Below are 23,952 nucleotides of genomic sequence, written 5' to 3' on the forward strand. Positions count from 1 at the left end.
TGGTAGAGTGACACCATGGCGACACTACAGAAGGCTGCGGAGGACGCTGGGCACACCCGGTACACCTACCGGCTTCGCGTGTCGTCGACCGCCCGCACCGGCCTTGAAGCCGAGTGGGCACGCTGCCGGTGGATCTGGAACGAGTGCGTGGCCATGTCCCGCAAGGTCCACCACCTGAACCGGGATGCGGCCGAGAAGACAACGTGCGGCCCGGCCCAGCTCGACAAGATGCTGACCGCGGCCCGCACCGCGATGTCGTGGCTGCGTGAGGGTGCGTCGGTGCCGCAGCAGCAGGCCATCCGCGACTTCGCCAAATCCCGCGCCAAGGCGCTCAAGGACATCAAGGCGAAGCTGCCGGTCCGGCAGCGCGCCGGGATGCCCCGCGTCAAGCGCAAGCGGGACGCGCTGCCCACGCTGAACTACACCGTGCGCGGGTTCCGGCTGAAGGACGGCCGCCTGTACCTGGCGGGCGGCATCGCCCTGACGGTCGTGTGGTCCCGCGAACTGCCGGCCGCACCCTCCAGCGTGCGTGTCTACCAGGATTCCGTGGGGCACTGGTACGCGTCGTTCGCCGTCGCGGCCGCGACCCAGCCGCTCCCGGAGACGGGCCGTGTGCTCGGTGTGGACTGGGGCGTCAAGGAAACCGCCACCACCACCAGCGACGCACACGACTTGCCGCACGCCCAGCACGGGACGAACGCCGCGCGGAAACTGGCCCACTATCAGCGGATGATGGCTCGCCGTAAGCCCGCACGCGGGCAGGCCGCGTCCAAGGGCTACCGCGAGGCCCAGCGGCAGACGGCGAAGCTGCACAGGAAGGTCGCCCGGCAGCGGCAGGACACCGCCCGCAAGTGGGCCAAACGCGTCGTGACCGACCACGACGCGATCGCCGTCGAGGACTTCCGCCCGAAGTTCCTCGCCAAGACCACCATGGCCCGCAGAGCCGCCGACGCGGCGATCGGCGTCACCAAGACGGCCCTGATCGAGATGGGCCGCAAACACAGGCGGGACGTCCGCCTCGTGCATCCCGCGCACACCACAATGGACTGCGCGTCGTGCGGAGCGAGAACCAAGCACGCACTTCCTCTTTCGGAACGTACCTACACCTGCACCACGTGCGGAGCCGTCTCCCCCAGGGACAAGAACTCCGCCCGCGTGATGCTTGTCCGGGCTGGTCTCAACCCGGCTGGCGCTGATCGTGTAAGAGCTGGTGGACCGCTGGTCCCCAGCCAACGTGAGCCAGGAATCCCCGTCCTCCAGGGCGGGGAGGATGTCAAAGGGCTCCCTCGGTCCGCAGTGCGGTGATCTCGGCTCCGGTCAGCCCGAGCTCGGTCAGGACCTCCTCGGTGTCCGCGCCGTGCGGGCGGCCCGCCCAGCGGATCCCGCCCGGGGTCTCGGAGAGCCGGAAGAGGACGTTCTGCATACGGAGCGGGCCCAACTCCGGGTCCTCGACCTCGGTGACCGTGTCGAGGGCCGCGAACTGCGGGTCGGCCATCACGTCCCGTACGTCGTAGACCTGGGCCACGGCCGCCTCGGCGTCCTCGAACGCCGCGACCACCTCCTCGGCCTTGTGCCGGGCGATCCAGCCGCCGACGGCCTCGTCCAGTACGTCCGCGTGCCGGGCCCGCCCGGTGCCGGTCGCGAACCAGGGCTCGGCGATCAACTCGGGTCGGCCGACCAGCCGTACGACCCGCTCGGCGATGGACTGCGCGGAGGCCGAGACCGCCAGCCAGCGCCCGTCGGCGCTGCGGTAGGTGTTGCGGGGGGCGTTGTTCGTGGAGCGGTTGCCGGTGCGGGGCTGGACGTAGCCGAGCTGGTCGTACCAGAGCGGGTGCGGGCCGAGCACGGTGAGGATCGGCTCGACGATCGCCAGGTCCACCACCTGACCGTGCCCGGTGCGCTCCCGCCCGGCGAGGGCGGTCATCACGGCGTACGCGCAGGTCAGCGCGGCGATCGAATCGGCCAGCCCGAACGGCGGCAGGGTCGGTGGCCCGTCCGGCTCCCCGGTGATCGCGGCGAAACCGCTCATCGCCTCGGCGAGCGTGCCGAAGCCGGGGCGGTGGGCGTACGGGCCGTGCTGGCCGAAGGCCGTGACGCGGGCCAGGATCAGGCGCGGGTTGGCCGTGGACAGCTCGGGCCAGCCCAGCCCCCACTTCTCCAGGGTGCCGGGGCGGAAGTTCTCGACGATCACGTCGGCGGTGGCGGCGAGCCGCAGCAGGGTGTCCCGGCCGCCCGGGGTGGACAGGTCGAGGGTCATCGTCCGCTTGTTCCGGCCGAGGAGCTTCCACCACAGGCCGATGCCGTCCTTGGCGGGGCCGTGGCCGCGCGAGGGGTCGGGACGGTCGGGGTGCTCGACCTTGACGACCTCGGCTCCGAAGTCGCCGAGCAGCGTGGCGGTCAGCGGCCCGGCGAACAGGGTGGCCAGGTCGAGCACCCGGAGCCCCACCAGCGGCCCGCCGGTGGTGGTCACGAGGCGGCTCCGGGCCGCGCCGCGGCGAAGGCGTCGGTCTCGGCGCGCGTCGGCATCGAGTCCTGGGCGCCCGGTCGCTGCACGGAGAGCGCGGCCGCCGCCGAGGCCCGGTGCAGGGCGGCGGGCATCGGCCGGCCTTCGCCCAGGGCCACCGCGAGGGCCCCGACGAAGGTGTCCCCGGCGGCGGTCGTGTCCATGGCCCGCACCCGGGGCGCGGGCACGGTCAGCGGTTCCGCGCCGCGAGCGGCGTACAGCGCCCCGGCCGCGCCGAGGGTGATCACCACCTCGGGCACCTCGGCCAGCAGGGCCTCGGCGGCCTGGAGGGGGTCGGTGAGCCCGGTGAGGGCGGCCGCCTCGTGCTCGTTCGGGACGAGGAGGTCGGTCGCGGCGAGGAGTTCGGCCGGCAGTGGTTGGGCGGGGGCCGGGGTGAGCACCGTACGGACGCCGTGCGCGCGGGCGGCGCGGGCCCCGGCCAGGACGGCGGAGAGGGGTAGTTCGAGCTGCAGCAGGAGGGAACCGGCGGCGGCGATGCGGGCCTCGTCCCCCGCCTCCAGACCGGTGACGGCGGCGTTCGCGCCGGGGATGACGATGATGCTGTTGCCGCCCTCGTCGTCGACGGTGATGTGGGCGGTGCCGCTGGCGCCCTCGACGGTGCGCAGGCCCGCCGTGTCGACCCGGGCCGCGGTGAGCGCGGAGCGCAGCCGTACGCCGAACTCGTCGGCCCCGACCGCGCCGATCATCACCACCTCCCCGCCGGCGCGGGCGGCGGCGACGGCCTGGTTGGCGCCCTTGCCGCCGGGGACCGTGCGGAAGGCCCGGCCGGTGACGGTCTCCCCGAGGCGGGGGGCCTTGGGGACGTAGGCGACGAGGTCCATGTTCGTACTGCCGAGCACGGCGATGGCCGTCATGAGCGTGCTGCCTCCTGTGCGGTGAGGTGGGCGAGGGTGTCGAAGCCGATGCCGTCGAAGCCGGGGACGCTGGTGGCGAGGCGATTCTTCAGGGGTGCGGTCCAGCGGTGTCCGATGCCGTCCGGGGAGCCGGTGAGCAGTCCGGCGAGGGCGCCTGCGGTGGCCCCGTTGGAGTCGGTGTCCCAGCCGCCGGACACGGCCCGGCAGACGGAGCGGGTGAAGTCCCCGTCGGCGTGGGTGAGGGCGGCGGCGATCAGCGCGGTGTTGGGGACGGCGTGGACCCAGTGGTAGTGCCCGTAGCGCGCGTGCAGCCGGTCGACGACGAGGTCGAAGTCCGTCTCCTGGCCGGCCGCCCGGATCCCGAACCGGACGGCCTCTGCGAGGCGCGAGCGGGGCGGTACGAAGGCCAGCCCGGTCCGGAGCGCGGTGTGGACGTCCGACCGGCCGGTGGCGGCGGTGGCGGTGGCCGCCGCGACGAAGAGGGCGGCGTAGACGCCGTTGCCGGTATGGGTCAGGGCGGCGTCCCGGTAGGCCTGGGCCGCGGCGGCGGCCGGGTCGCCCGGGTTGGTCCAGCCGTGGACGTCGGCGCGGATGAGGGCGCCGATCCACTCGCGGAAGGGGTTGTGGTGGGTGGCGGTGGCGGGGGGCTCCAGGCCGAGGAGGAGATTGCGGTAGGCGATGCGCTCGGCGGTGAAGGTCCGCCCGGCCGGCAGCTCGTCGAGCCAGAGGCGGGCCACGTCGGCGGTGGTGAAGCCCTTGCCGTGCCGCTGGAGCAGGAGCAGCCCGAGGAGGGGGTAGTTGAGGTCGTCGTCCTCGGGCATGCCGTCGATGTTCTCGGCGAGGGAGGTCGGGGCGGAGCGGCGGTTCCAGGGGTACGCGGCGAGCAGCTCCGGCGGGACGCCGCGTTCGCTGAACCAGTGGTTCAGCGGCCAGTTGCCGGCGCCGCGGGCCAGTGCCCGGATCCCCTCCAGGGGCAGCTTCTCGACGGGCTTCCCGAGCAGACACCCCACGGCCCGCCCGAGCCAGGCGGCTTCCAGCCGGGCCCGCAGGGCGGCCTCCGGGCCGGTCGGCGGGGCGGCCTCCGGCCCGGTCCGTGGGTGGGGCTCCTGCTCCGGGCGGAGCCGGCCGGGCGCGGCGGGCCGCAGGAGTTCCTGCCCTGCGCGGTCCGGCCCGCCGGACCGGCCGGCCGGCCGCGGATTCCGTTCCGGCCTGCCGGTGTCCGGGCCGGACCGGGGTTCGTCGGTCCGGGAGCCGACCGGGCCGGGGCGGGTGGGCGGGCCGTCGGCGTCCGGCACCGGGCCGGTCCGGCAGGCCGCGGTGATGTCCGGCCAGGACCGGGGTTCGTCGATGGGGGAGTGAGGCGGGAGCTGCGCCAGGTCGTCGAGGAGGCGGGTGGCCAGCGCGCGCAGTTCCGGTGGGGCCGGGGTGGGGGAGGAGCCGGCGCGTTCGGGGGCGGGGTGGCCGCCCGCAGCGAGCCAGGCGCGGAGGGCGGGGGCCGGGTCCCGGCCGTCCTCCGCGGCCTGGCGCAGTTCGTGCCCGACGAGGTCCTCGGGCTGGGCCCAGGTCAGCCGCAGGAGCCCGCACGCCGGGCCGGGCTCCGGGTCCGCCCCGGGCTCCCGCGGGGGGCGCCGGCGGGCCGGGCCCGGGGCGTCGTGGGATTCCGGCGGGCGTGCGGGTGCGGCCGGGGCGGACCCGGAGCCGCCCGTCACCGGTCTGCCGCGATCGCGGTGAAGGCCGACTCGTGGGACCGGCGGCGGGACCGGTCGAGCGCGAAGATCTCCCGGGCCACCGCGGCCAGCGCCTCGGCCGGCGCGTGCAGGTCGAGGCGGCTGGCCTCGGCGACCTGCTTGGCCCAGCCGGCCGGGACCACGGCCTCGCCGCCCAGGGCCCCGGCGATCGCCCCCGCCATGGTGGCGATGGAGTCGCAGTCCCGGCCGTAGTTGACCGCCCCGAGCACGGCCGTCTCGTACCGTCCGTCCGCGACGAGCAGCATGCCCAGCGCGATCGGGAGCTCCTCGATGGCGTGCAGGCGGGACGGGCGGCGGGCGTCCAGGGAGGGGGCGCGGTAGTCCGGGCCGACCGAGTCGTACGGGGCGACCGCCGCCCGCAGCGGGGCCAGCGCCGACTCGAAGTCCCGGTGGCGCAAAGCGACTTCGCGGACGGCGGCGATCGCGGCGCGCGTGCCGTCCTTGGCCAGGGACAGGGCCGTGTCCACCACCGAGGCGGCCGTCGCCGCAGGTACGCACGCGGCCGCCACCGCCGCCGCGAACACGCCGGCCGCCTCCCGCCCGTACGAGGACTGGTGCGCGCCGGCGACGTCCAGTGCCTCCGCGTACGCGCCCGCCGGGTTGCCCGCGTTGGCGATGCCCACCGGCGCCATGTACATCGCCGCGCCGCAGTTGACGATGTTGCCGCTGCCGGCCTCGCGGGGGTCGACGTGCGCGTAGTGCAGCCGGGTCACGATCCACTTCTCGGCGAGGAAGATCCGCTGGAGCGGGAGGGCCTCGGCCTCGAGTTCGGGGATCCAGCGGGGGTTGGTCATCAGGTCCGGGACCAGGTGCTCGGCGACGGAGTAGGCGTCGAGGTGGTCACGTACCGCCTTGTAGACCCGTACCAGCGCATGTGTCATCAGGGTGTCGTCCGTGACGTGCCCGTCGCCCTTGTGGTACGGGGCGATGGGGCGGGCCGTACGCCAGTCCTCGTGCCAGGGGCCGACGATGCCGTGCACGCGGCCGCCGTGCCGTTCCACGATCTGGTCCGGGGTCCAGCCCTCCACCGGGCCACCGAGCGCGTCACCGACGGCGGCTCCGACGAGAGCGCCGCGGGCCCGGTCCTCCAACGTGAGCGTCATGTCCGAATCATCCCTTGGGTGAGGTGAGTTCCGTGGCCGCGAGGAGCGCGGCGAGTTCCACGAGGTCGGTGCCGGCGAGGCGGGGGAGCGCGCAGCCGGAGAGGGTGCGGCAGGCCTCGCGCCAGGCGGCGGGGATCGAGTCGCCGCCGCCGAGGACGCCGGTCAGCGCGCCGGCCAGGGCGGGAGCGGAGTCCGCGACACGGGACAGGCAGGCGGCGGCCGGGACGGCCTCGATCATCCTGCCGCGGGCGGCGGTGGCGAGGGCGAGGGCCACGGGGACGGTCTCGGCGGCGGCGATCCCGTAGCTGTAGACGTGGTCGACGATCTCGTGTTCGAGGGTGGGGACGATGGCGAAGGCGCCCCCGTCCTTGTGGGTACGGGCGAGGCGGACGGCGTGCCGGGCGTTGCGGCCGATCTCGGTGGCCTCGGGGAGCTGTTCGAGGGCGGCGTCCACGGCGGCGTCGACGGCGTCGTCGGCACCGGTGGCGCTCAAGGCGGTGGCGACGGCGGCGGCCATGGCGCGGGCGCCGTGCACCCCGTCGCCGTCCTGGGTGTAGCGGGCGTCGAACTCGGCGAGGTCGGCCGCCGCGCGGGCGTCCCCGGGATGGACGACGGCGAGGACGCAGGCGCGCACGCAGGCGGCGTCGTCGAAGTAGTGCGGGTTGTCGTGGCCGGTGGCGGGCGGGCGCAGGCCGGTGGCGAGATTGCCGAGGCCGGCGCGGACGGAGATCCGGGCGCGCAGCGGGAGGACGGCGGACTCGACCTCGGGGGCGCGTTCGGCTGCCGCGGCGACCTCGGAGGCGAGGGCGTTCCAGGCGAGGTCGATGGCCGCGCGCATCCTTCTCGACCTGCTGAGGTCGCTGAGCAGGACGCCGGCGGCGGTGAGCACGGACTCGGCGACGAAGGCGGCCCATTCGGCGTCATCGGAGGGGCCGAGGCGCAGCGGTTCGGGGGGCTGGTTGAGGGCGATGGGGACGGGGAGGGTGGTGGTGGCGTTCTGCTCGGCGAAGGTGTCGAGCTCGCGGGTCAGGCGGCGGGTCCACTCGGGCATCCGGCTGGCGCGGTGGCGGGCGGCGGGCCACCCGGCCGCGTCGCCCGCGGCGAGCCCGAGGAGGAGCCCCTCGATCGGGCGGTTCCCCGGCGGGACCTCGACGGGCTGTTCCGGGGCCCGGACCAGGGCCGCGGCGGACCAGGTCCGGACCACGATCCGGGATCCCGCGGCGGGGTCGGGGGCGGGGGCGAGGGCGGCGATGTCCCCGGACCCGGCCCATCCCGTGGCCGGACCGGCATCCGGGGTCAGGTTCGCCGGGGGCAGTGCCGGCAGCGCGTGCGGGGGCGCTTCGGCCAGGGCCTGCCCGGCCGGGAGCAGGGTCCCCGATGCCCATTCCGTCGGCAGCGGCAGCGGCAGCGGCAGCGGGAGCGGGGTCGGGGTCGGGGCCGGTGGGGCGGGGCTCGGTGCGACGGCGGTCAGGTCGTCGGGGGAGAGGGTCACCTGGGGACCTCGCATTCCGGGGTGAGGAGGTCCGCGATGTCCAGGACGTGGTAGCCCCGCATCGAGGGGAGGCAGCTGCCGCGGACCGGGCCGATGGCCGAGGACCAGTCGGCGGGGATCGCGGCGGCGCCCGACAGCGCACCGGCCAGGGCGCCCGCCACCGCCGCCGTGGTGTCGGCGTCGCGGCCCATGTTCACGGCGGTGAGGACGGAGGACGGGAAGTCGCCCCGGCAGGCGGCGAAGGCGCCGAAGGCCAGGCCCACCGCCTCGGGGGCCAGGTCGGTCCAGGGGTAGCCGCCGATGACCACCGCCGAGCGCACCGCCCGTTCGCCGCGCGGGGCGGCGGTGACCGCCCGGCGCAGGGAGCGGGCCGTCCAGGAGTCGGACGGGATGACGGACAGGGCCGCCGAGACCACCGAGGCGGGGGAGCCGCCGGCCATGGCCGCGGCGACGCCCGCCGCGACGGCCTGGCCGCCGTAGATGCCCTCGCCGTCGTGGCTGACCGAGCCGTCGATGGCGACGAGCCGGGCCGCTTCCGCGGGTCGGCCCGCGGCGAACACGCCGAACGGCGCGGCCCGCATGGCCAGGCCGTCCGACCAGGCGTGCCGGTGCTGGGCCGAGATGGGTGCGGCCAGGCCCCGGCGGAGGTTCTCCAGCGTGCCGCGCTCGGAGAACCCGGCGCCCCGGAACGGGCCTTCGTCGAGGTCGGCGATCCAGTGGTGCCAGGCCCGCTCCACGTGGGAGACGGTGAGCGCCGAGCCGTGGCGGGCCAGCAGCAGCCCGGAGAAGATCGCGTACTCGGTGTCGTCCGTGCCCGCCGGGTCCTCCGACACGAAACCCTCGATGCGGCCCCACTTCGCCCGGATCTCCGACGGCTTCATGTTCTCCGCGGGAGCGCCCAGCGCATCGCCCACCGCGAGTCCGAGAAGAGCGCCCCTGGCCCGTTCGAGGAGGACCTGCGGATTGCATGCAATCAGCTTCATCGGCTCCATGGCGCGCCTCTCCCACATTCGATGGGGCTCATCATGAGCCCTTGGGGGATTTGTGCCATGGCATGTGGTTTGTCGCCCACCGCGAAACACCCCGCGAACACCCCCGTCACCCGGTCGCCGACCCGCAAAAGCCCAGGTAAGTACGGCCTTCCTTGCTGGCGGGCGACGGAAATCGTGCGTAGTTTCGAGGTGTTCAGGGGGAGCGGGGCGCGTCTCGGCGTCCGTTCGCACATTTGGGGAGATTTCACGCATGTCCATCATCGACATCGAAGCACCACTGCACACCGCCCACCGTGACAACCACACCCACCGTGACGTCAACGGTGGATGGCTGCGGCCGGCCGTCTTCGGTGCCATGGACGGGCTCGTCTCCAACCTCGCCCTGATGACCGGCGTGGCCGGCGGCGCCGTCGCCCCGCAGACCGTCGTCATCACCGGGCTGGCGGGTCTCGCGGCCGGTGCCTTCTCGATGGCGGCCGGCGAATACACCTCCGTCGCCTCGCAGCGCGAACTGGTCCTCGCCGAACTGGACGTGGAGCGTCAGCAGTTGCGCAAGCACCCGATCGACGAGATGGAGGAGCTCGCCGAGCTCTACGTCTCCCGCGGGGTCGAGCCGCCGCTCGCCCGCGAGGTCGCCATGCAGCTGTCGCGCGACCCCGAGCAGGCGCTGGAGATCCACGCCCGCGAGGAGCTCGGGATCGACCCCGACGACCTGCCCTCGCCGCTGGTCGCCGCGGTCTCGTCCTTCGGATCCTTCGCGCTGGGCGCGCTGCTCCCCCTACTGCCGTACCTGCTCGGTGCCACGGCCCTGTGGCCCGCGGTGCTGCTCGCGCTGGCCGGGCTCTTCGCGTGCGGCGCGATCGTCTCCCGGGTCACCGCCCGGTCCTGGTGGTACAGCGGCGTACGCCAGCTGGTCCTGGGTGGCGCGGCCGCCGGTGTGACGTACATCCTGGGAACCTGGATCGGTGGAGCCATAGGCTGACCGCGGCTGGAGTGAGACACTATGCGGTACGCAACATAAGTAGTCCGTTACTCGGCGGTTTCGAATCCGTGTCCGCCGGGAATCACACCAGGGCTCCGGGCAACGATGCCCGCCCTGCATCCGGACGTCCGCCTCGCGAAAAATCCTTAGCGCGCCGCGGAAGTCCGCTCTTTCTGCCTCGTGCAGTGTCCGCATGCTGGAATGACGTATCCGCTTCTCGGGATTGTCGTCATCATGTAATCTGCACGAAATTTCGCAGAGGGCCAACGTCGTCCCTCGGCTATGCACATATGCCACGACGACGACGGGAGAGCCGATGCGTTCCGCATCCACGCACTCCGCGACCGGCCCCAGCACCACCGCCTGGTCGCCCATGGACGGTCGCCCCGCCCAGCAGGGCATGTACGACCCGCGCAACGAGAAGGACGCCTGTGGCGTCGGATTCGTGGCGAACCTCACCGGCGAGGCCACCCACACACTCGTTGAGCAGGCCCTGACCGTATTGCGGAACCTCGAGCACCGCGGCGCGACCGGCTCCGAGCCTGACTCGGGCGACGGCGCCGGAATCCTCAGCCAGGTCCCCGACGCGTTCCTGCGCGAGGTGGCCGGCTTCGAGCTCCCCGATGCTGGCGGCTACGCCGTCGGCATCGCCTTCCTCCCCGCCGACGGCTCCGCACAGGCCGTCGCCGTGGAGCGGATCGAGGCCATCGCCGCCGAGGAGAACCTCACGGTCCTCGGCTGGCGCGAGGTCCCGGTCACCCCGGACCTGCTCGGCAACGGCGCCCGCGCCACCATGCCGGCCTTCTCCCAGCTGTTCGTCAGCAACGGGAGCACGGGCATCGAGCTGGACCGCAAGGCCTTCGTGCTGCGCAAGCGCGCCGAGCGCGAGGCCGGTGTCTACTTCCCGTCGCTCTCCGCCCGCACCATCGTCTACAAGGGCATGCTGACCACCGGCCAGCTGGAGCCCTTCTTCCCGGACCTCTCCGACCGCCGCTTCGCCTCGACGCTCGCCCTGGTCCACTCGCGCTTCTCCACGAACACGTTCCCGTCGTGGCCGCTCGCCCACCCGTACCGCTTCGTCGCGCACAACGGCGAGATCAACACGGTCAAGGGCAACCGCAACTGGATGAAGGCCCGCGAGTCCCAGCTGGCCTCCGAGGCCTTCGGCGACGGCGTGCTGGACCGGATCTTCCCGATCTGCACCCCGGACGCCTCCGACTCGGCCTCCTTCGACGAGGTCCTGGAGCTGCTCCACCTCGGCGGCCGCTCGCTCCCGCACAGCGTGCTGATGATGATCCCGGAGGCGTGGGAGAACCACACCTCCATGGACCCGGCCCGCCGCGCGTTCTACAAGTACCACTCCACCCAGATGGAGCCCTGGGACGGCCCGGCCTGCGTCACCTTCACCGACGGCACCCAGGTCGGCGCGGTCCTCGACCGCAACGGTCTGCGCCCCGGCCGCTACTGGGTCACCGACGACGGCCTCGTCGTCCTCGGCTCCGAGGTCGGCGTGCTCGACATCGACCCGGCCAAGGTCGTCCGCAAGGGCCGCCTGCAGCCCGGCAAGATGTTCCTCGTCGACACCGCCCAGAAGCGGATCATCGAGGACGACGAGATCAAGAACGAGCTGGCCGCCGCCGCGCCCTACGCGGAGTGGCTGGAGACCGGCGAGATCGAGCTGTCGGACCTGCCCGAGCGTGAGCACATCGTGCACACCCACGCCTCGGTCACCCGCCGCCAGCAGACCTTCGGCTACACCGAGGAAGAGCTGCGCGTCATCCTCGCGCCGATGGCCCGTACCGCCGGCGAGCCGCTCGGCTCCATGGGTACGGACTCCCCGATCGCGGCCCTGTCCGAGCGCCCCCGGCTGCTCTTCGACTACTTCACCCAGCTCTTCGCGCAGGTCACCAACCCGCCGCTGGACGCCATCCGCGAGGAGCTCGTCACCTCGCTGCTGTCCTCGCTCGGCCCGCAGGGCAACCTGCTGGAGTCGACCGCCGCGTCCTGCCGCAGCGTCACCCTGCCGTTCCCGGTGATCGACAACGACGAGCTGGCCAAGCTCATCCACATCAACGCCGACGGCGACATGCCGGGCATGAAGGCCGCCACGCTCTCCGGCCTGTACCGGGTCTCCGGCGGCGGCGAGGCCCTGGCCGCCCGCATCGAGGCGATCCGCGCCGAGGCCGACGCGGCCATCGCCAACGGCGCCCGCCTGATCGTCCTCTCGGACCGTCACTCGGACGCCGAGCACGCGCCGATCCCGTCGCTGCTGCTCACCTCCGCCGTGCACCACCACCTCATCGCCACCAAGCAGCGCACCCAGGTGGGTCTGCTGGTCGAGGCCGGTGACGTCCGCGAGGTCCACCACGTCGCGCTGCTCATCGGCTACGGCGCGGCCGCGGTCAACCCGTACCTCGCCATGGAGTCCGTCGAGGACCTGCTGCGCGCCGGTACCTTCCTGTCCGGCCTGGAGCCGGAGCAGGCCATCAAGAACCTGATCTACGCGCTCGGCAAGGGCGTCCTGAAGGTCATGTCCAAGATGGGCATCTCCACCGTCGCCTCCTACCGCGGCGCCCAGGTCTTCGAGGCCGTCGGCCTGAACGACGAGTTCGTCGAGACCTACTTCAACGGCACCGCCACCAAGATCGGCGGCGCCGGCCTGGACGTCGTCGCCAAGGAGGTGGCCGCGCGCCACGCCAAGGCGTACCCCGTCTCCGGCATCGCGGCCACGCACCGCGCGCTGGAGATCGGCGGCGAGTACCAGTGGCGCCGCGAGGGCGAGCCGCACCTGTTCGACCCGGAGACGGTCTTCCGCCTCCAGCACGCCACCCGCAACCGCCGGTACGACATCTTCAAGCAGTACACGGCCCGGGTGAACGAGCAGTCCGAGCGCCTGATGACGCTCCGCGGCCTGTTCGGCTTCAAGTCGGACCGCGAAGCCATCTCCATCGACGAGGTCGAGTCGGTCGCCGACATCGTCAAGCGCTTCTCCACCGGCGCCATGTCGTACGGCTCCATCTCCAAGGAGGCGCACGAGACCCTCGCCATCGCCATGAACCAGTTGGGCGCCAAGTCCAACACCGGTGAGGGCGGCGAGGACCCGGACCGCCTGTACGACCCGGCGCGCCGCTCCTCCATCAAGCAGGTCGCCTCCGGCCGCTTCGGTGTCACGAGCGAGTACCTGGTCAACGCGGACGACATCCAGATCAAGATGGCGCAGGGTGCCAAGCCCGGCGAGGGCGGCCAGCTGCCCGGCCACAAGGTCTACCCGTGGGTCGCCAAGACCCGGCACTCCACCCCGGGTGTCGGCCTGATCTCCCCGCCGCCGCACCACGACATCTACTCCATCGAGGACCTGGCTCAGCTGATCCACGACCTCAAGAACGCCAACCCGGTCGCCCGCATCCACGTGAAGCTGGTCTCCGAGGTCGGCGTGGGTACGGTCGCGGCCGGTGTCTCCAAGGCCCACGCGGACGTCGTCCTGATCTCCGGCCACGACGGCGGAACGGGCGCCTCCCCGCTCACCTCGCTCAAGCACGCGGGCGGCCCCTGGGAGCTCGGCCTCGCCGAGACCCAGCAGACCCTGCTGCTCAACGGGCTGCGCGACCGGATCGTCGTCCAGACGGACGGCCAGCTCAAGACCGGCCGCGACGTGGTCATCGCCGCGCTGCTCGGCGCCGAGGAGTTCGGTTTCGCGACCGCGCCGCTCGTCGTCTCCGGCTGCGTCATGATGCGCGTCTGCCACCTGGACACCTGCCCGGTCGGCATCGCCACCCAGAACCCGGTCCTGCGCGACCGCTTCTCCGGCAAGCCCGAGTTCGTCGTCAACTTCTTCGAGTACATCGCGGAGGAGGTGCGCGAGCTCCTCGCCGAGCTGGGCTTCCGCACGATCGAGGAGGCCGTCGGCCACGCCGAACTCCTCGACACCACCGCGGCCGTCACGCACTGGAAGGCGCAGGGTCTCGACCTGGAGCCGCTCTTCTACGTGCCGGAGCTGCCCGAGGGCGCGGTCCGCCACGCCCTGATCGAGCAGGACCACGGTCTGGAGAAGGCCCTCGACAACGAGCTGATCGAGCTCGCGGCCGACGCGCTGAACGCCGAGACCGCCGAGGCGGCCCAGCCGGTCCGCGCCCAGGTCTCGATCCGCAACATCAACCGGACCGTCGGCACCATGCTCGGCCACCAGGTCACCAAGAAGTTCGGTGGCGCGGGCCTGCCCGACAACACCATCGACCTGACCTTCACCGGCAGCGCCGGCCAGTCCTTCGGCGCCTTCGTGCCGAAGGGCATCACCCTCCGCCTGGAGGGCGACGCCAACGACTACGTCGGCAAGGGCCTCTCCGGTGGCCGCATCGTGGTCCGCCCGGACCGCGGCGCCGACCACCTCGCCGAGTACTCCACCATCGCCGGCAACACCATCGGCTACGGAGCCACCGGCGGCGAGATGTTCCTGCGCGGCCGCACCGGCGAGCGCTTCTGCGTCCGCAACTCGGGTGCGCTGGTCGTCTCGGAGGGCGTGGGCGACCACGGCTGCGAGTACATGACCGGTGGCCGGGCGGTCGTCCTGGGCGAGACGGGCCGCAACTTCGCGGCCGGTATGTCGGGCGGCGTCGCGTACGTCATCGACCTCGACCCGCACAACGTCAACGTCGGCAACGCGGGCGCCGTCGAGGCCCTGTCCGACACCGACAAGCAGTGGCTGCACGATGTGGTGCGCCGCCACGAGGAGGAGACCGGCTCGACCGTGGCCGCGAAGCTCCTGGCTGACTGGTCCGTCGCGGTGGACCGCTTCAGCAAGATCATCCCCACCACGTACAAGGCAGTGCTCGCCGCCAAGGACGCCGCTGAGCTCGCCGGACTCTCGGAATCCGAGACCACGGAGAAGATGATGGAGGCGGCGACCCATGGCTGACCCGAAGGGCTTCCTCACCACCCCGCGCGAGACCGCCTGCACCCGTCCCGTCGCCGATCGGCTGCAGGACTGGAACGAGGTCTACGTCCCGGGCTCGCTGCTCCCGATCATCAGCAAGCAGGCCGGCCGCTGCATGGACTGCGGCATCCCGTTCTGCCACAACGGGTGCCCGCTCGGGAACCTGATCCCGGAGTGGAACGACTTCTCGTACCGCGAGGACTGGACCGCCGCGTCGGAGCGCCTGCACGCGACGAACAACTTCCCGGAGTTCACCGGGCGGCTGTGCCCGGCCCCGTGCGAGTCGGCGTGCGTGCTCGGCATCAACCAGCCCGCCGTCACCATCAAGAACGTCGAAGTCTCGATCATCGACAAGGCGTGGGACAACGGCGACGTCACCCCGCAGGCGCCGGAGCGGCTGTCCGGCAAGACCGCCGCCGTCATCGGCTCGGGCCCGGCGGGCCTCGCCGCCGCCCAGCAGCTGACCCGGGCCGGCCACACCGTGGTCGTGTACGAGCGCGCGGACCGCATCGGCGGCCTGCTGCGCTACGGCATTCCCGAGTTCAAGATGGAGAAGGTGCACATCAACCGCCGCATCGAGCAGATGCGCGCGGAGGGCACCAAGTTCCGTACCGGCATCGAGGTCGGCCGCGACATCACCGCCACCGACCTGCGCAAGCGGTTCGACGCGGTGGTCATCGCGGCGGGCGCGACCGTCTCCCGCGACCTGCCGGTCCCGGGCCGCGAGCTGAACGGCATCCACTTCGCGATGGAGTACCTGCCGCTCGCCAACAAGGTCCAGGAGGGCGACTTCATGGCGCCCCCCATCACGGCCGAGGGCAAGCACGTGATCGTCATCGGCGGTGGCGACACCGGCGCGGACTGCGTGGGCACCGCCCACCGCCAGGGCGCGGCCTCGGTCACGCAGCTGGAGATCATGCCCAAGCCGGGCGAGGACCGTAACGCCAACCAGCCGTGGCCGACCTTCCCGATGCTCTACAAGGTCACCTCGGCCCACGAGGAGGGCGGCGAGCGGGTCTACTCCGTCTCCACCACCCACTTCGAGGGCGACGAGGACGGCAACGTCCAGGCCCTCCACCTGGTCGAGGTCGCCTTCGAGGACGGCAAGCTCGTCCAGAAGCCCGGTACCGAGCGCGTCCTCCCCGCGCAGCTGGTCACCCTGGCGATGGGCTTCACGGGCACGGACCAGGCGAACGGTCTGGTCCAGCAGTTCGGCCTGGAACTGGACGCCCGCGGCAACATCGACCGCGACGCCTCCTACGCGACCAACGTGGACGGCGTCTTCGTCGCCGGCGACGCGGGCCGCGGCCAGTCACTCATCGTCTGGGCCATCGCGGAAGGCCGCTCGGCCGCCCGCGGCGTGGACCGCTTCCTGACCGGCAGCAGCGCCCTCCCGTACCCGGTCAAGCCGACGGACCGCTCGCTGACGGTGTAACAACACCGGCAGCGCCCCCGCCCCCGCGAAGGGGTGGGACCCCTCATACGGCCCGTACAACGGTGTACGGCACACCGACACAGCGCCCGCCACGTCCCCGACCAGGGGTGGCGGGCGCTGTGGCGTTCTGTAGTCGTATCAATGCGTTCCGCTGAACCTGCGTCGCGGCGAGGACTACGCTCTTTCGCGGAGCGAGGGCACTGCGGAAGCGGGGAGTTGGCTCATGGCCAAGCCGAATGACGAAGCTGGAGCGCAGACGCCGGAGGAGTTCGCCCGTGAGGAACTGCGGGGGAAGCGAGAGGCGGCGGGGCTGACCCAGGAGGGGCTGGGCGAGCGCATCTTCGCCACAGGGGCGTACGTCGGGATGATGGAGAGCGGGCGTCGTCGGCTGCGCCCTGAGATCGCCAAGCTCATCGACCGGGAGCTCAACACGGGGGACTACTTCTTCCGCCTGGCCAAGGCCCTCAAGTCCAAGCACATCGAATACTTCGCCACCGTGGCCGAGTTGGAGGGCCTGGCGACGGCCACCTACGAGTACGCCTGCATGCTGGTTCCCGGGCTGCTCCAGACGGAGGAGTACGCCAGGGCCGTGATCCGTGCTACCAGCCCGACTGCGCTGGCCGAGCGTGTCGAAGCGCTGGTCGCGGCACGAATCCAACGCGCACGGCTCCTCGCTGATCCGGAGACCCCCCAGGTGTGGGTGGTCCTCCACGAGTCGGTGCTGCGGACGGCAGTCGGGGGGCCTGCCGTGATGGCCGCACAGTTGCGGCACATCTCGGCGTACGTCCGGGCCCATCGGATCACCGTGCAGGTGGTGCCGTTCGCGGCAGGCGCCCACGGCGCCCTGAATTCGCTGGTGCGCATCATCCAGTTCCCGGACGCGCCCGATGTGGCCTATACGGAGGGCCCCCACGCGGGGCAATTGCTCGACTATCCGGCCCTGGTTCAGCGTCACTGGAGGTCATACGATCTTGCCAGGGCCGCTGCGCTGTCGCCGGAGGTGTCCCTGACCCTGATCGAGTCGGTGACGGAGGAGTACGCGACATGCGCGCAGACGTGAACGCCCTGTCCTGGCGCAAGTCCTCGTACAGCAACGGCGAGGGCGGCGACTGCGTCGAGGTGTCCGACGACCTCCTCGACGTGGTCCCCGTGCGCGACAGCAAGCAAGGCGGCGCCGGCCCGGTCCTGGTGTTCCCGGCCGTCGTGTGGTCCTCGTTCATCCTCGACGTGAAGGCTCAAGCCTGACCTCGGGCCGCAACCCCTGGCGTCCGGCCGGCGGAATCACGGCGCCCGCCACGTCCCCGATCAGGGGTGGCGGGCGCTGCGGCGTGTGCGGGGTTACTCGGGCTGGGTGACCGTGGCGCCCCAGCGGGTGGTCGGGGTCGAGGCTGTCACCCACGCGGTGAATCCGCCGTGGATGCCGGTGCCGAGGGGGAGCGTGACGACCGTCGGGTCCGTGCCGGGGCAGTCGACGGTGAAGGGGGCCGGGTCGCGGTCCGGGTGCTCCTGGAGCCGGAACGACACCTCGATGCTTCCGCCGTCGGCGCAGCCGAACGTGATGAACGTGTCCAGCTGCGGGGAGAGGCCGCCCGAGACGAAGCCGCTGGTGCCGGCCTGGTCGGCGATCCAGATCAGGCCGTCGGGACCCGGGTAGCCGATGACCTCGCCCGTCGGCGCGGCCTGGGCCGGGCTCGCCGCCAGGGCCATCGCGAGAGCCGGGGCCAAGGCCGCCAGGGCGGTCGTGCGCTTCTTCATGTCGTCCCCCAGGTTGTCGTGTCGTCCGTTCGTCGGACAGTCGTGACGCTATCCAGCGGTACTGACATCCACCTGAGTACGCGTACTCAGCCGGGAGGGTCCTGTTTCCCGCCCGGCGCGGCCGCGATCGCGTCGAGCCGCTCCGTCCCCGATCCAGGCTGCTCGCGGCTGTGTTGACGCCCACTCGCTTGACAGCCATCGGACACGCATAGTCCTATAGTGCTAGGAAGCTAGATGAATAGAGGAGGACAGTGATCGAGTTTCACCTCGATGCCCGCTCCGGTGTCGCCCCGTACATGCAACTCGTCCACCAGGTGCGTCAGGCCCTGCGGCTCGGGCTGCTGTCCGAGGGAGATCGGCTGCCGACGGTCAAGGACGTCGCCGCCGGTGTGGCGATCAATCCGAACACCGTGCTCAAGGCGTACCGGGAGCTCGAATACGAGGGCCTCGTCGCGAAGAAGCCCGGGGTCGGCACGTTCATCTCCGGCACGCTCGGCGACGACTCGATCGCCGAGCACGAGCCGCTGCGTCGGGAGTTGCAGCTGTGGCTCGACAAGGCGCGGACCGCCGGGCTGGGCGAGGAGAGCATCGAGGCCCTGTTCCTGAGCACCTTCCGCGCCCGCACCGGCACGGACACGCACACCGAAGAGGAGAAATGACCGCCATATTGGAAGCCCGCGCGCTGGGCAAGCGGTACGGCCGCAAAGAGGCGCTGAGCGACTGCACCCTGAGTGTGCCGTCCGGGCGGGTCGTCGGCCTGGTCGGGCCCAACGGGGCCGGGAAGTCCACCCTGTTACAACTGGCCTGCGGGCTCATCGACCCCACCTCGGGCAGCATCGAGGTGCTCGGCGGGCGTCCCGCCTCCGGGCCCGGGCAGCTCGCCAAGGTCGGGTTCGTCGCCCAGGACACCCCCACCTACGCGGGCCTGTCCATCGCCGACCACCTGAAACTCGGCGCCCGACTCAACCCGGGCTGGGACGCACAGCCGGCCGAGGAGCGGATCCGGCAGCTCGGCCTGGACCCCGCCCAGAAGGCGGGCAAGCTCTCCGGCGGCCAGCGTGCCCAGGTGGCCCTGACCCTCGCCGTGGCCAAACGGCCCGAGCTGCTGATCCTCGACGAGCCCGTCGCCGCCCTGGACCCGCTGGCCCGGCGGGAGTTCCTGCAGAGCCTGATGGAGGTCGTGGCCGAACACGGGACCACCGTCGTGCTCTCCTCGCACCTGGTGTCCGACCTGGAGAGGGTCTGCGACCACCTGATCTCGCTCGTGGGCTCCCGCGTCCAGATCGCGGGCGACGTCGACGACCTGCTCGCCACCCACTTCCGGCTCACCACCGCCCGCCGCGAGGCGGCCACCCTGCCCCCGGGCATGCAGGTCATCCAGGAGACCCACACCGAGCGGCAGAGCACCTTCATCGTGCGCTCCGACAAGGCGGTCCAGGACCCCTCCTGGATCCTGGAGCCGCTCGACCTGGAGGACCTGGTCCTCACCTACATGAGCCAGGCCGCGGCCGGCCCCGGCCCCCGACCCACCCGGGAGAAGCAGCGATGATCTGGCTGACCTGGCGCCAATACCGCGTCCAGACCCTCGCCGCCCTGGCCGTCCTCGCCGCGATCGCCATATTCCTCGTGGTCACCGGCCTGCGGATGCGCGAGGTCTACGACAGCACCGTCGCCGGCTGCGGCAGCGACTGCGAATCGGCCAGGAACGCGCTGGTCGTCGAGTACCAGACCCTGACCTACTACGTCACGAGCCTGCTGCTCGCCGCCCCCGGCATCATCGGGATCTTCTGGGGCGCCCCGCTGATCGCCCGTGAACTGGAGACCGGCACCCACCGGCTCATCTGGAACCAGAGCATCACCCGGGGCCGCTGGCTCCTGGTCAAGCTCGGCGCCGTCGGTCTGATCGCCGTCGCCGTCACCGGGGTGCTCAGCCTCCTCGTGACCTGGTGGGCGAGCCCCATCGACCGGATCAACCTGGACCGGTTCACCGCCCTCATGTTCGGCGGGCGCGGGATCGTCCCCCTCGGCTACGCGGCGTTCGCCTTCACCCTCGGCGCCTGCGTCGGACTCCTGATCCGGCGTACCGTGCCCGCGATGGCCGCGACCCTCGCCGCCTTCGTCGCGATCCAGATCCTCGTGCCCTTCGCGATCCGCCCGCACTTCGTGGCGGCGGAGCACGCCGATGTGGCGCTCAGCTCCCTCGTCGCGGCGCCGGTCGGCGGCGGAGAGGAGTCCGGTGCGCCGAAGGACGCGTGGAACGGGAACCACATCCAGCTGAAGGGGTCCGGGGACGACGCCCACCTGCGGATCGGGGTGCTCAGGCCCGGCGTCTGGGTCGTGTCCGACCTCGGTACGGTCCTCGACCCCGCCGGCAAGGAGGTCCGCGGCGCCGAGGGCTGCGCGCAGCGCGAGAAGGAACCCTTCGAGTGCTTCGCCACGTCGGACCTCCACATAGAGGTCGACTACCAGCCCGCCGACCGCTACTGGACCTTCCAGTGGATCGAGACGGGGATCTTCCTCGCGCTCTCCGGGCTGCTGGCCTGGTTCTGCTCCTGGTGGCTGCGCCGCCGGGCCACCTGACCGGGTCGCGGAGAAGGAGAAAAAGGGGGCGGCCGAAGCCAACGCAACTGGCTTCGGCCGCCCCCTCGACCCTACTCGCCCGCGGCAGCGGGCCCGTCGCCCCGGCGACGGGCCCGGGCCCGCATCACTCGTGCAGGTGACCCACCCCTACCGGCCGGACCGGGTCGAGATGGGCCGGACGGGCCAACTGGGCGCACCGTGGGCGAAGTTCACGGCGGCCGCGGTCTGGTACCCATCTGGATCATGGCTCCCGTCCGAACCCTGCTGAGCGGCCTGCTCGGCGCCGCCCTGCTGATGCCCGTCCAGCACTCCGCCGCCCGTACCGCCGACGCCGTCGACGACGACATCGGCCGGACCGTCGACTACCGCGGCCTGCGCGTCACCCTCCCCGCCCACTGGCGGGTCGTCGACCTCGACGAGAACCCCGACGCGTGCGTGCGCCTCGACCTGCCCACCCTGTACCTCGGCCCCGCCGGCACCCAGGCCGAATGCACCGGCCGGGCCGTCGCCGGCCGCGCCGACACCCTGCACCTCGAACCCCTTGACGAGGCCCCGGAGCGCGCCGACGTCCCGACCGTCACGGTGAGCTCCTCGAGCACGCTGCGCGAGGCCCCGCCCCGCTCCGGCAGCAACGAGCTGCGCTACGCCCTGCGCCGGTCCGGGGTCATGGCCACCGTCTCCTACGGGGCCACGCCCGACGCCGTACGCCGGGTACTGGCCCGGGCGCGCGCCGTGGCGCCCCCGCCCGTCCCGACCCCCGTCGTCGCCGTGCCCACCACCGGTGGCCCGAAGCCCCGTAGCGCCCAGGAACCCTTCAAGGGCGAGGGCTTCGACGCCTGCACCGCCCCCACCCAGAAGGCCATGGACACCTGGCGGGCCGATTCCCCCTTCGGCGCGATCGGCGTCTACATCGGCGGGCGGGCCCGGGCCTGCGCCCAACCACGGCTCACGGCACGCTGGGTGCGGCGGCAGGCCCCCGCCGGCTGGCACCTGATGCCGATCTGGGTGGGCCCGCAGCCCTGGTACAACGCCGGCACCGGCCTGTCCACCGACCCCTCCGAGGCCGACGGGCAGGGCCGGGAGGCCGCCGAGGGCGCGGTGGACGCGGCCCGGTCGCTGGGCCTGGCCGAGGGCACGGTGCTCTACAACGACGTGGAGAACTACACGGACCGCGCCACCTGGGACGCCCCGGTCGTCGCCTATCTGACCGCCTGGACGGTGCGGCTGCACGAGCTGGGCTACCGCTCCGCCGCCTACGTCTCCGTGAGCTCCGGGGTCAAGGCGCTCAGCGCCCACCACCACCAGGCCCCGCAGGCCATGCCCGACGTGCTCTGGGCCGCCCGCTGGAACCTCTCGGCCACCGTCGGCGACGCCGACATGGGCCTGCCGAAGCGCACCACCAAGTGGGCCGGCCCCCGCCGGGCCCACCAGTTCCGCGGCGACCACAAGGCCACCTACGGCCGGGTCACCCTCACCATCGACCGCAACTGGGTGGACGTGAACCCCACCGCACTCGGCCCGGTCGGCGGCCTCCCCCCGCTCAGCTAGTCCGTTTCTCCGGCTCAGGCGTCCGGCGCCGGGTCCTCGCGCGGGGGTTCGTCGTCGTCGCCGCGGCGCAGGGTGTGGAGGCCGTGCTGCGGGGTCCAGGTGCGGATCACCAGGTCGTCGCCCTGCACGTGAACGTGGACGACCTCCGTCAGGTCGGCGTGGAAGAGGTGGAACGGGTGCGGGGTCGCGGTCTCCTCCGCGTACCGGTGCAGTTCGGGCGGGTCCACGAGTTCCACCGCGCGCCCGGAGATCCGTACGTCCCCGTGCGGCATGTCCTCGCCCGCGCCCGGGTTGGTGTGCAGGGCGAAGCGCGGGTCGTGCTGGAGGTCCCTGGCCTTCATCGAGCCGAACATCATGCCGAGCCACAGCTCCCCGCCCCGGATGTCGACATTCAGTCCGGTCGCGCGGGGGGAGCCGTCCTTGCGCAGGGTGGCCAGGACGTGGTGCGGGTACTGCGCGAAACGGGCCTGGACGGCCGCAGCGAACTCCGGTTCCGCCTTCTCGAAGACTGCCCAGCTGGTATGCGTCATACGTCCATCAAAGCGCGGGCACCGGCGGTCACCGGTCAGGCGCGCACGATGCCCGCACTCCGCGCCGCCGCCAGCCACACCGGGAAATCCCCGACCAGGCGGTCGTACAGTTCCCCGTCCGACACCGTGCGGGGGTCCGCTCCCGCGTGGAAGTAGCCCGCGTTGTCCACGGCCCGCTGCGCCGGCACCGGCAGCTCGTCCAGCCGGCGCAGGAAGTCGAACTGCGTGCTGCGCGTGTTCCCGAAGCCGACGAACTGCCAGAAGAGCGGCAGCCGGGCCGCCTTGCACAGGTACCGCTCCGCCGCGAGCTTGTTGATCGGGCCGCCGTCGGTCTGGAAGACGACCAGGGCCGGGGCCGTCGCCCCCGAGTCCAGGTAGTGGTCGATGACCGCGTCCATCGCCGCGTGGTAGGCCGTCTTGCCCATGTGGCCCAGCCGGGAGGCGATCTCGGTGACCCGGCCCTCGTGCCCGGCCAGCGAGATCTCCTCCACCGCGTCGACCTCGGTGGAGAAGAAGACCACCGGTACGCGGGCGTCGTCGTCCAGGTGCGCGGACAGTCCGAGTACCCGGTCCGCGAGGGCCTGCACGCTGCCGTCGGCGTAGTACGGCTTCATCGATCCGGAGTAGTCCAGGACCAGGTAGACCGCGGCCCGTCCGCCCTCCATGCCGTACTTGCGCAGGGAGACCCCGGCGCTCTTGTAGAGGCTCACGAGCGCCGGAGCCGTCTCCTCGACCTTGCGGAGGTTGATCGCACTGCCCGTCATGGGGCGAGCGTACGGCAGCGCGCCGGCCCCGTCGGGCGAGAGCCGCTGTTCCGCTTCCGGCGGTCCTACGGGCGCCTGTCGCGCGGCTCGTGCCCGTCCCGCCCGGCGGCCGATGCGTCGATGTCGTCGAGCATGGCGGCCGCGAGGTCGCGCTCGGAGGCGTAGTACCGCTCGGCCCACTTGAGGGTGAGCATCGGGTACGCCCAAGCGCTCTCCTCCTTCGCGCCCTCCGCGTCGGCCATCGCGCGACGGCGCATCTTCTCCGCGAACTCCTGATGCCGGCCGAGGACTGCGCGCATCTGCTCCGGATCCAGCAGGTGGCCCAGCCACAGTCGCAGCATCGGCCCGTGCTTGAGGACGGGCGGGTCGACGGGGGCCTCGCGGGCCCACTCGCGTACGGCCGTCATGCCCTCGTCCGTGATCCGGTAGACGCGCTTGTCGCGCGTCCCGGTGTCCTGGGAGACCATCCGCGAGGAGGCGTAGCCCGCCTTCTCCAGGCGCTTGAGCTCGCTGTAGATCTGGCTGAACGACGGGCTCCAGTAGAAGAACCGCAGCGACCGGTCCGACCACTTCTTCAGGTCGTAACCGGAGAGTTCCTCTCCGAACGAGAGCAGCCCGAGCACCGCCCAGCTGGTCGCGGGGAGCGCGCGCTTGTTCGTCTCGTCTGCCACGCAGCGCAGTCTACGACCGGCCCCGACGGCACCCTTCCCCCTGC

General features: G+C 72.3%; 20 protein-coding genes. 10 read left to right on the forward strand and 10 right to left on the reverse strand.

Features of this window, described 5'->3' with window-relative positions:
* Positions 1 to 15: 15 nt before the first annotated feature.
* Positions 16 to 1,305 (forward strand): transposase, encoded by a 1,290-nt coding sequence (locus AB8A24_RS32590; protein WP_328963714.1) that lies wholly within the window; start codon positions 16 to 18, stop codon positions 1,303 to 1,305.
* Here AB8A24_RS32590 and AB8A24_RS32595 read toward each other — a convergent pair.
* The 6 genes from AB8A24_RS32595 to AB8A24_RS32620 all read right to left on the reverse strand — a co-directional run bounded on the left by AB8A24_RS32595 (position 1,274) and on the right by AB8A24_RS32620 (position 8,704).
* Positions 1,274 to 2,470, reverse strand: coding sequence for a CaiB/BaiF CoA transferase family protein (locus tag AB8A24_RS32595; RefSeq protein ID WP_369478297.1), 1,197 nt, complete (start codon positions 2,468 to 2,470; stop codon positions 1,274 to 1,276). The two genes, AB8A24_RS32590 and AB8A24_RS32595, sit on opposite strands and share 32 nt — an antisense overlap.
* Positions 2,467 to 3,378, reverse strand: coding sequence for a ribokinase (gene rbsK / locus AB8A24_RS32600; protein ID WP_266357928.1), 912 nt, complete (start codon positions 3,376 to 3,378; stop codon positions 2,467 to 2,469). The genes AB8A24_RS32595 and rbsK overlap by 4 nt, the downstream gene beginning before the upstream one ends.
* The gene (locus AB8A24_RS32605) at positions 3,375 to 4,952 is read right to left on the reverse strand and encodes an ADP-ribosylglycohydrolase family protein (RefSeq protein WP_369478306.1); all 1,578 of its coding nucleotides are present in this window, start codon (positions 4,950 to 4,952) and stop codon (positions 3,375 to 3,377) included. The genes rbsK and AB8A24_RS32605 overlap by 4 nt, the downstream gene beginning before the upstream one ends.
* A gap of 131 nt (positions 4,953 to 5,083) precedes the next feature.
* Positions 5,084 to 6,229: an ADP-ribosylglycohydrolase family protein gene (locus tag AB8A24_RS32610; RefSeq protein WP_369478298.1), complete on the reverse strand. Its 1,146-nt coding sequence runs from the start codon at positions 6,227 to 6,229 to the stop codon at positions 5,084 to 5,086.
* 7 nt (positions 6,230 to 6,236) lie between these two features.
* Positions 6,237 to 7,406, reverse strand: a complete 1,170-nt coding sequence (locus AB8A24_RS32615) for an ADP-ribosylglycohydrolase family protein (RefSeq protein WP_328966022.1) — start codon at positions 7,404 to 7,406, stop codon at positions 6,237 to 6,239.
* A 311-nt stretch (positions 7,407 to 7,717) separates the two neighbouring features.
* Positions 7,718 to 8,704: an ADP-ribosylglycohydrolase family protein gene (locus AB8A24_RS32620; protein WP_328963718.1), complete on the reverse strand. Its 987-nt coding sequence runs from the start codon at positions 8,702 to 8,704 to the stop codon at positions 7,718 to 7,720.
* Between the two features lie 259 nt (positions 8,705 to 8,963).
* Here AB8A24_RS32620 and AB8A24_RS32625 point away from each other — a divergent pair, with 259 nt between their 5' ends.
* The 5 genes from AB8A24_RS32625 (at position 8,964) to AB8A24_RS32645 (ending at position 17,305) form a co-directional block, all read left to right on the forward strand.
* Complete coding sequence (locus tag AB8A24_RS32625; protein ID WP_369478299.1) at positions 8,964 to 9,695, forward strand: VIT1/CCC1 transporter family protein; 732 nt, start codon at positions 8,964 to 8,966, stop codon at positions 9,693 to 9,695.
* A 373-nt stretch (positions 9,696 to 10,068) separates the two neighbouring features.
* Positions 10,069 to 14,607 carry a glutamate synthase large subunit gene (gene gltB / locus AB8A24_RS32630; protein WP_369478307.1) on the forward strand — a complete coding sequence of 1,513 codons (4,539 nt, stop codon included), beginning with the start codon at positions 10,069 to 10,071 and terminating at the stop codon, positions 14,605 to 14,607.
* Complete coding sequence (locus tag AB8A24_RS32635) at positions 14,600 to 16,060, forward strand: glutamate synthase subunit beta (protein ID WP_328963719.1); 1,461 nt, start codon at positions 14,600 to 14,602, stop codon at positions 16,058 to 16,060. The genes gltB and AB8A24_RS32635 overlap by 8 nt, the downstream gene beginning before the upstream one ends.
* 223 nt (positions 16,061 to 16,283) lie before the next feature.
* Positions 16,284 to 17,120 carry a Scr1 family TA system antitoxin-like transcriptional regulator gene (locus AB8A24_RS32640; RefSeq protein WP_369478300.1) on the forward strand — a complete coding sequence of 279 codons (837 nt, stop codon included), beginning with the start codon at positions 16,284 to 16,286 and terminating at the stop codon, positions 17,118 to 17,120.
* Entirely contained in the window at positions 17,105 to 17,305 is a 201-nt protein-coding gene (locus AB8A24_RS32645; RefSeq protein ID WP_328963721.1) for a DUF397 domain-containing protein, read from the forward strand. Before AB8A24_RS32640 ends, AB8A24_RS32645 begins: the two co-directional genes overlap by 16 nt.
* A 93-nt stretch (positions 17,306 to 17,398) precedes the next feature.
* Here the strand turns inward: AB8A24_RS32645 and AB8A24_RS32650 are convergent, their stop codons facing one another.
* The gene (locus AB8A24_RS32650) at positions 17,399 to 17,815 is read right to left on the reverse strand and encodes a hypothetical protein (RefSeq protein ID WP_328963722.1); all 417 of its coding nucleotides are present in this window, start codon (positions 17,813 to 17,815) and stop codon (positions 17,399 to 17,401) included.
* Positions 17,816 to 18,066: 251 nt separating this feature from the next.
* Between AB8A24_RS32650 and AB8A24_RS32655 the strand changes: the two genes are divergently transcribed.
* The 4 genes from AB8A24_RS32655 to AB8A24_RS32670 all read left to right on the forward strand — a co-directional run bounded on the left by AB8A24_RS32655 (position 18,067) and on the right by AB8A24_RS32670 (position 21,943).
* A complete protein-coding gene (locus tag AB8A24_RS32655; RefSeq protein WP_328963723.1) occupies positions 18,067 to 18,474 on the forward strand; it encodes a GntR family transcriptional regulator in 408 nt (135 codons plus the stop codon).
* A complete protein-coding gene (locus tag AB8A24_RS32660; protein ID WP_328963724.1) occupies positions 18,471 to 19,364 on the forward strand; it encodes an ABC transporter ATP-binding protein in 894 nt (297 codons plus the stop codon). The genes AB8A24_RS32655 and AB8A24_RS32660 overlap by 4 nt, the downstream gene beginning before the upstream one ends.
* Positions 19,361 to 20,395, forward strand: coding sequence for an ABC transporter permease (locus AB8A24_RS32665; RefSeq protein WP_369478301.1), 1,035 nt, complete (start codon positions 19,361 to 19,363; stop codon positions 20,393 to 20,395). Before AB8A24_RS32660 ends, AB8A24_RS32665 begins: the two co-directional genes overlap by 4 nt.
* A gap of 243 nt (positions 20,396 to 20,638) precedes the next feature.
* A complete protein-coding gene (locus tag AB8A24_RS32670) occupies positions 20,639 to 21,943 on the forward strand; it encodes a DUF1906 domain-containing protein (protein ID WP_369478302.1) in 1,305 nt (434 codons plus the stop codon).
* Between the two features lie 14 nt (positions 21,944 to 21,957).
* Here AB8A24_RS32670 and AB8A24_RS32675 read toward each other — a convergent pair whose 3' ends face one another.
* From AB8A24_RS32675 to AB8A24_RS32685, 3 genes are all read right to left on the reverse strand, one after another.
* Positions 21,958 to 22,473 carry a pyridoxamine 5'-phosphate oxidase family protein gene (locus AB8A24_RS32675; protein WP_266390471.1) on the reverse strand — a complete coding sequence of 172 codons (516 nt, stop codon included), beginning with the start codon at positions 22,471 to 22,473 and terminating at the stop codon, positions 21,958 to 21,960.
* A 35-nt stretch (positions 22,474 to 22,508) separates the two neighbouring features.
* On the reverse strand, positions 22,509 to 23,237 hold the full coding sequence (locus tag AB8A24_RS32680) for a VWA domain-containing protein (protein WP_328963727.1): 729 nt from the start codon (positions 23,235 to 23,237) through the stop codon (positions 22,509 to 22,511).
* A 65-nt stretch (positions 23,238 to 23,302) separates the two neighbouring features.
* A complete protein-coding gene (locus AB8A24_RS32685; protein WP_328963728.1) occupies positions 23,303 to 23,908 on the reverse strand; it encodes a helix-turn-helix transcriptional regulator in 606 nt (201 codons plus the stop codon).
* Positions 23,909 to 23,952: the final 44 nt, after the last annotated feature.

Origin of the sequence: Streptomyces sp. BF23-19, from assembly GCF_041106355.1 — a bacterium.
GTDB lineage: Bacteria > Actinomycetota > Actinomycetes > Streptomycetales > Streptomycetaceae > Streptomyces > Streptomyces virginiae_A.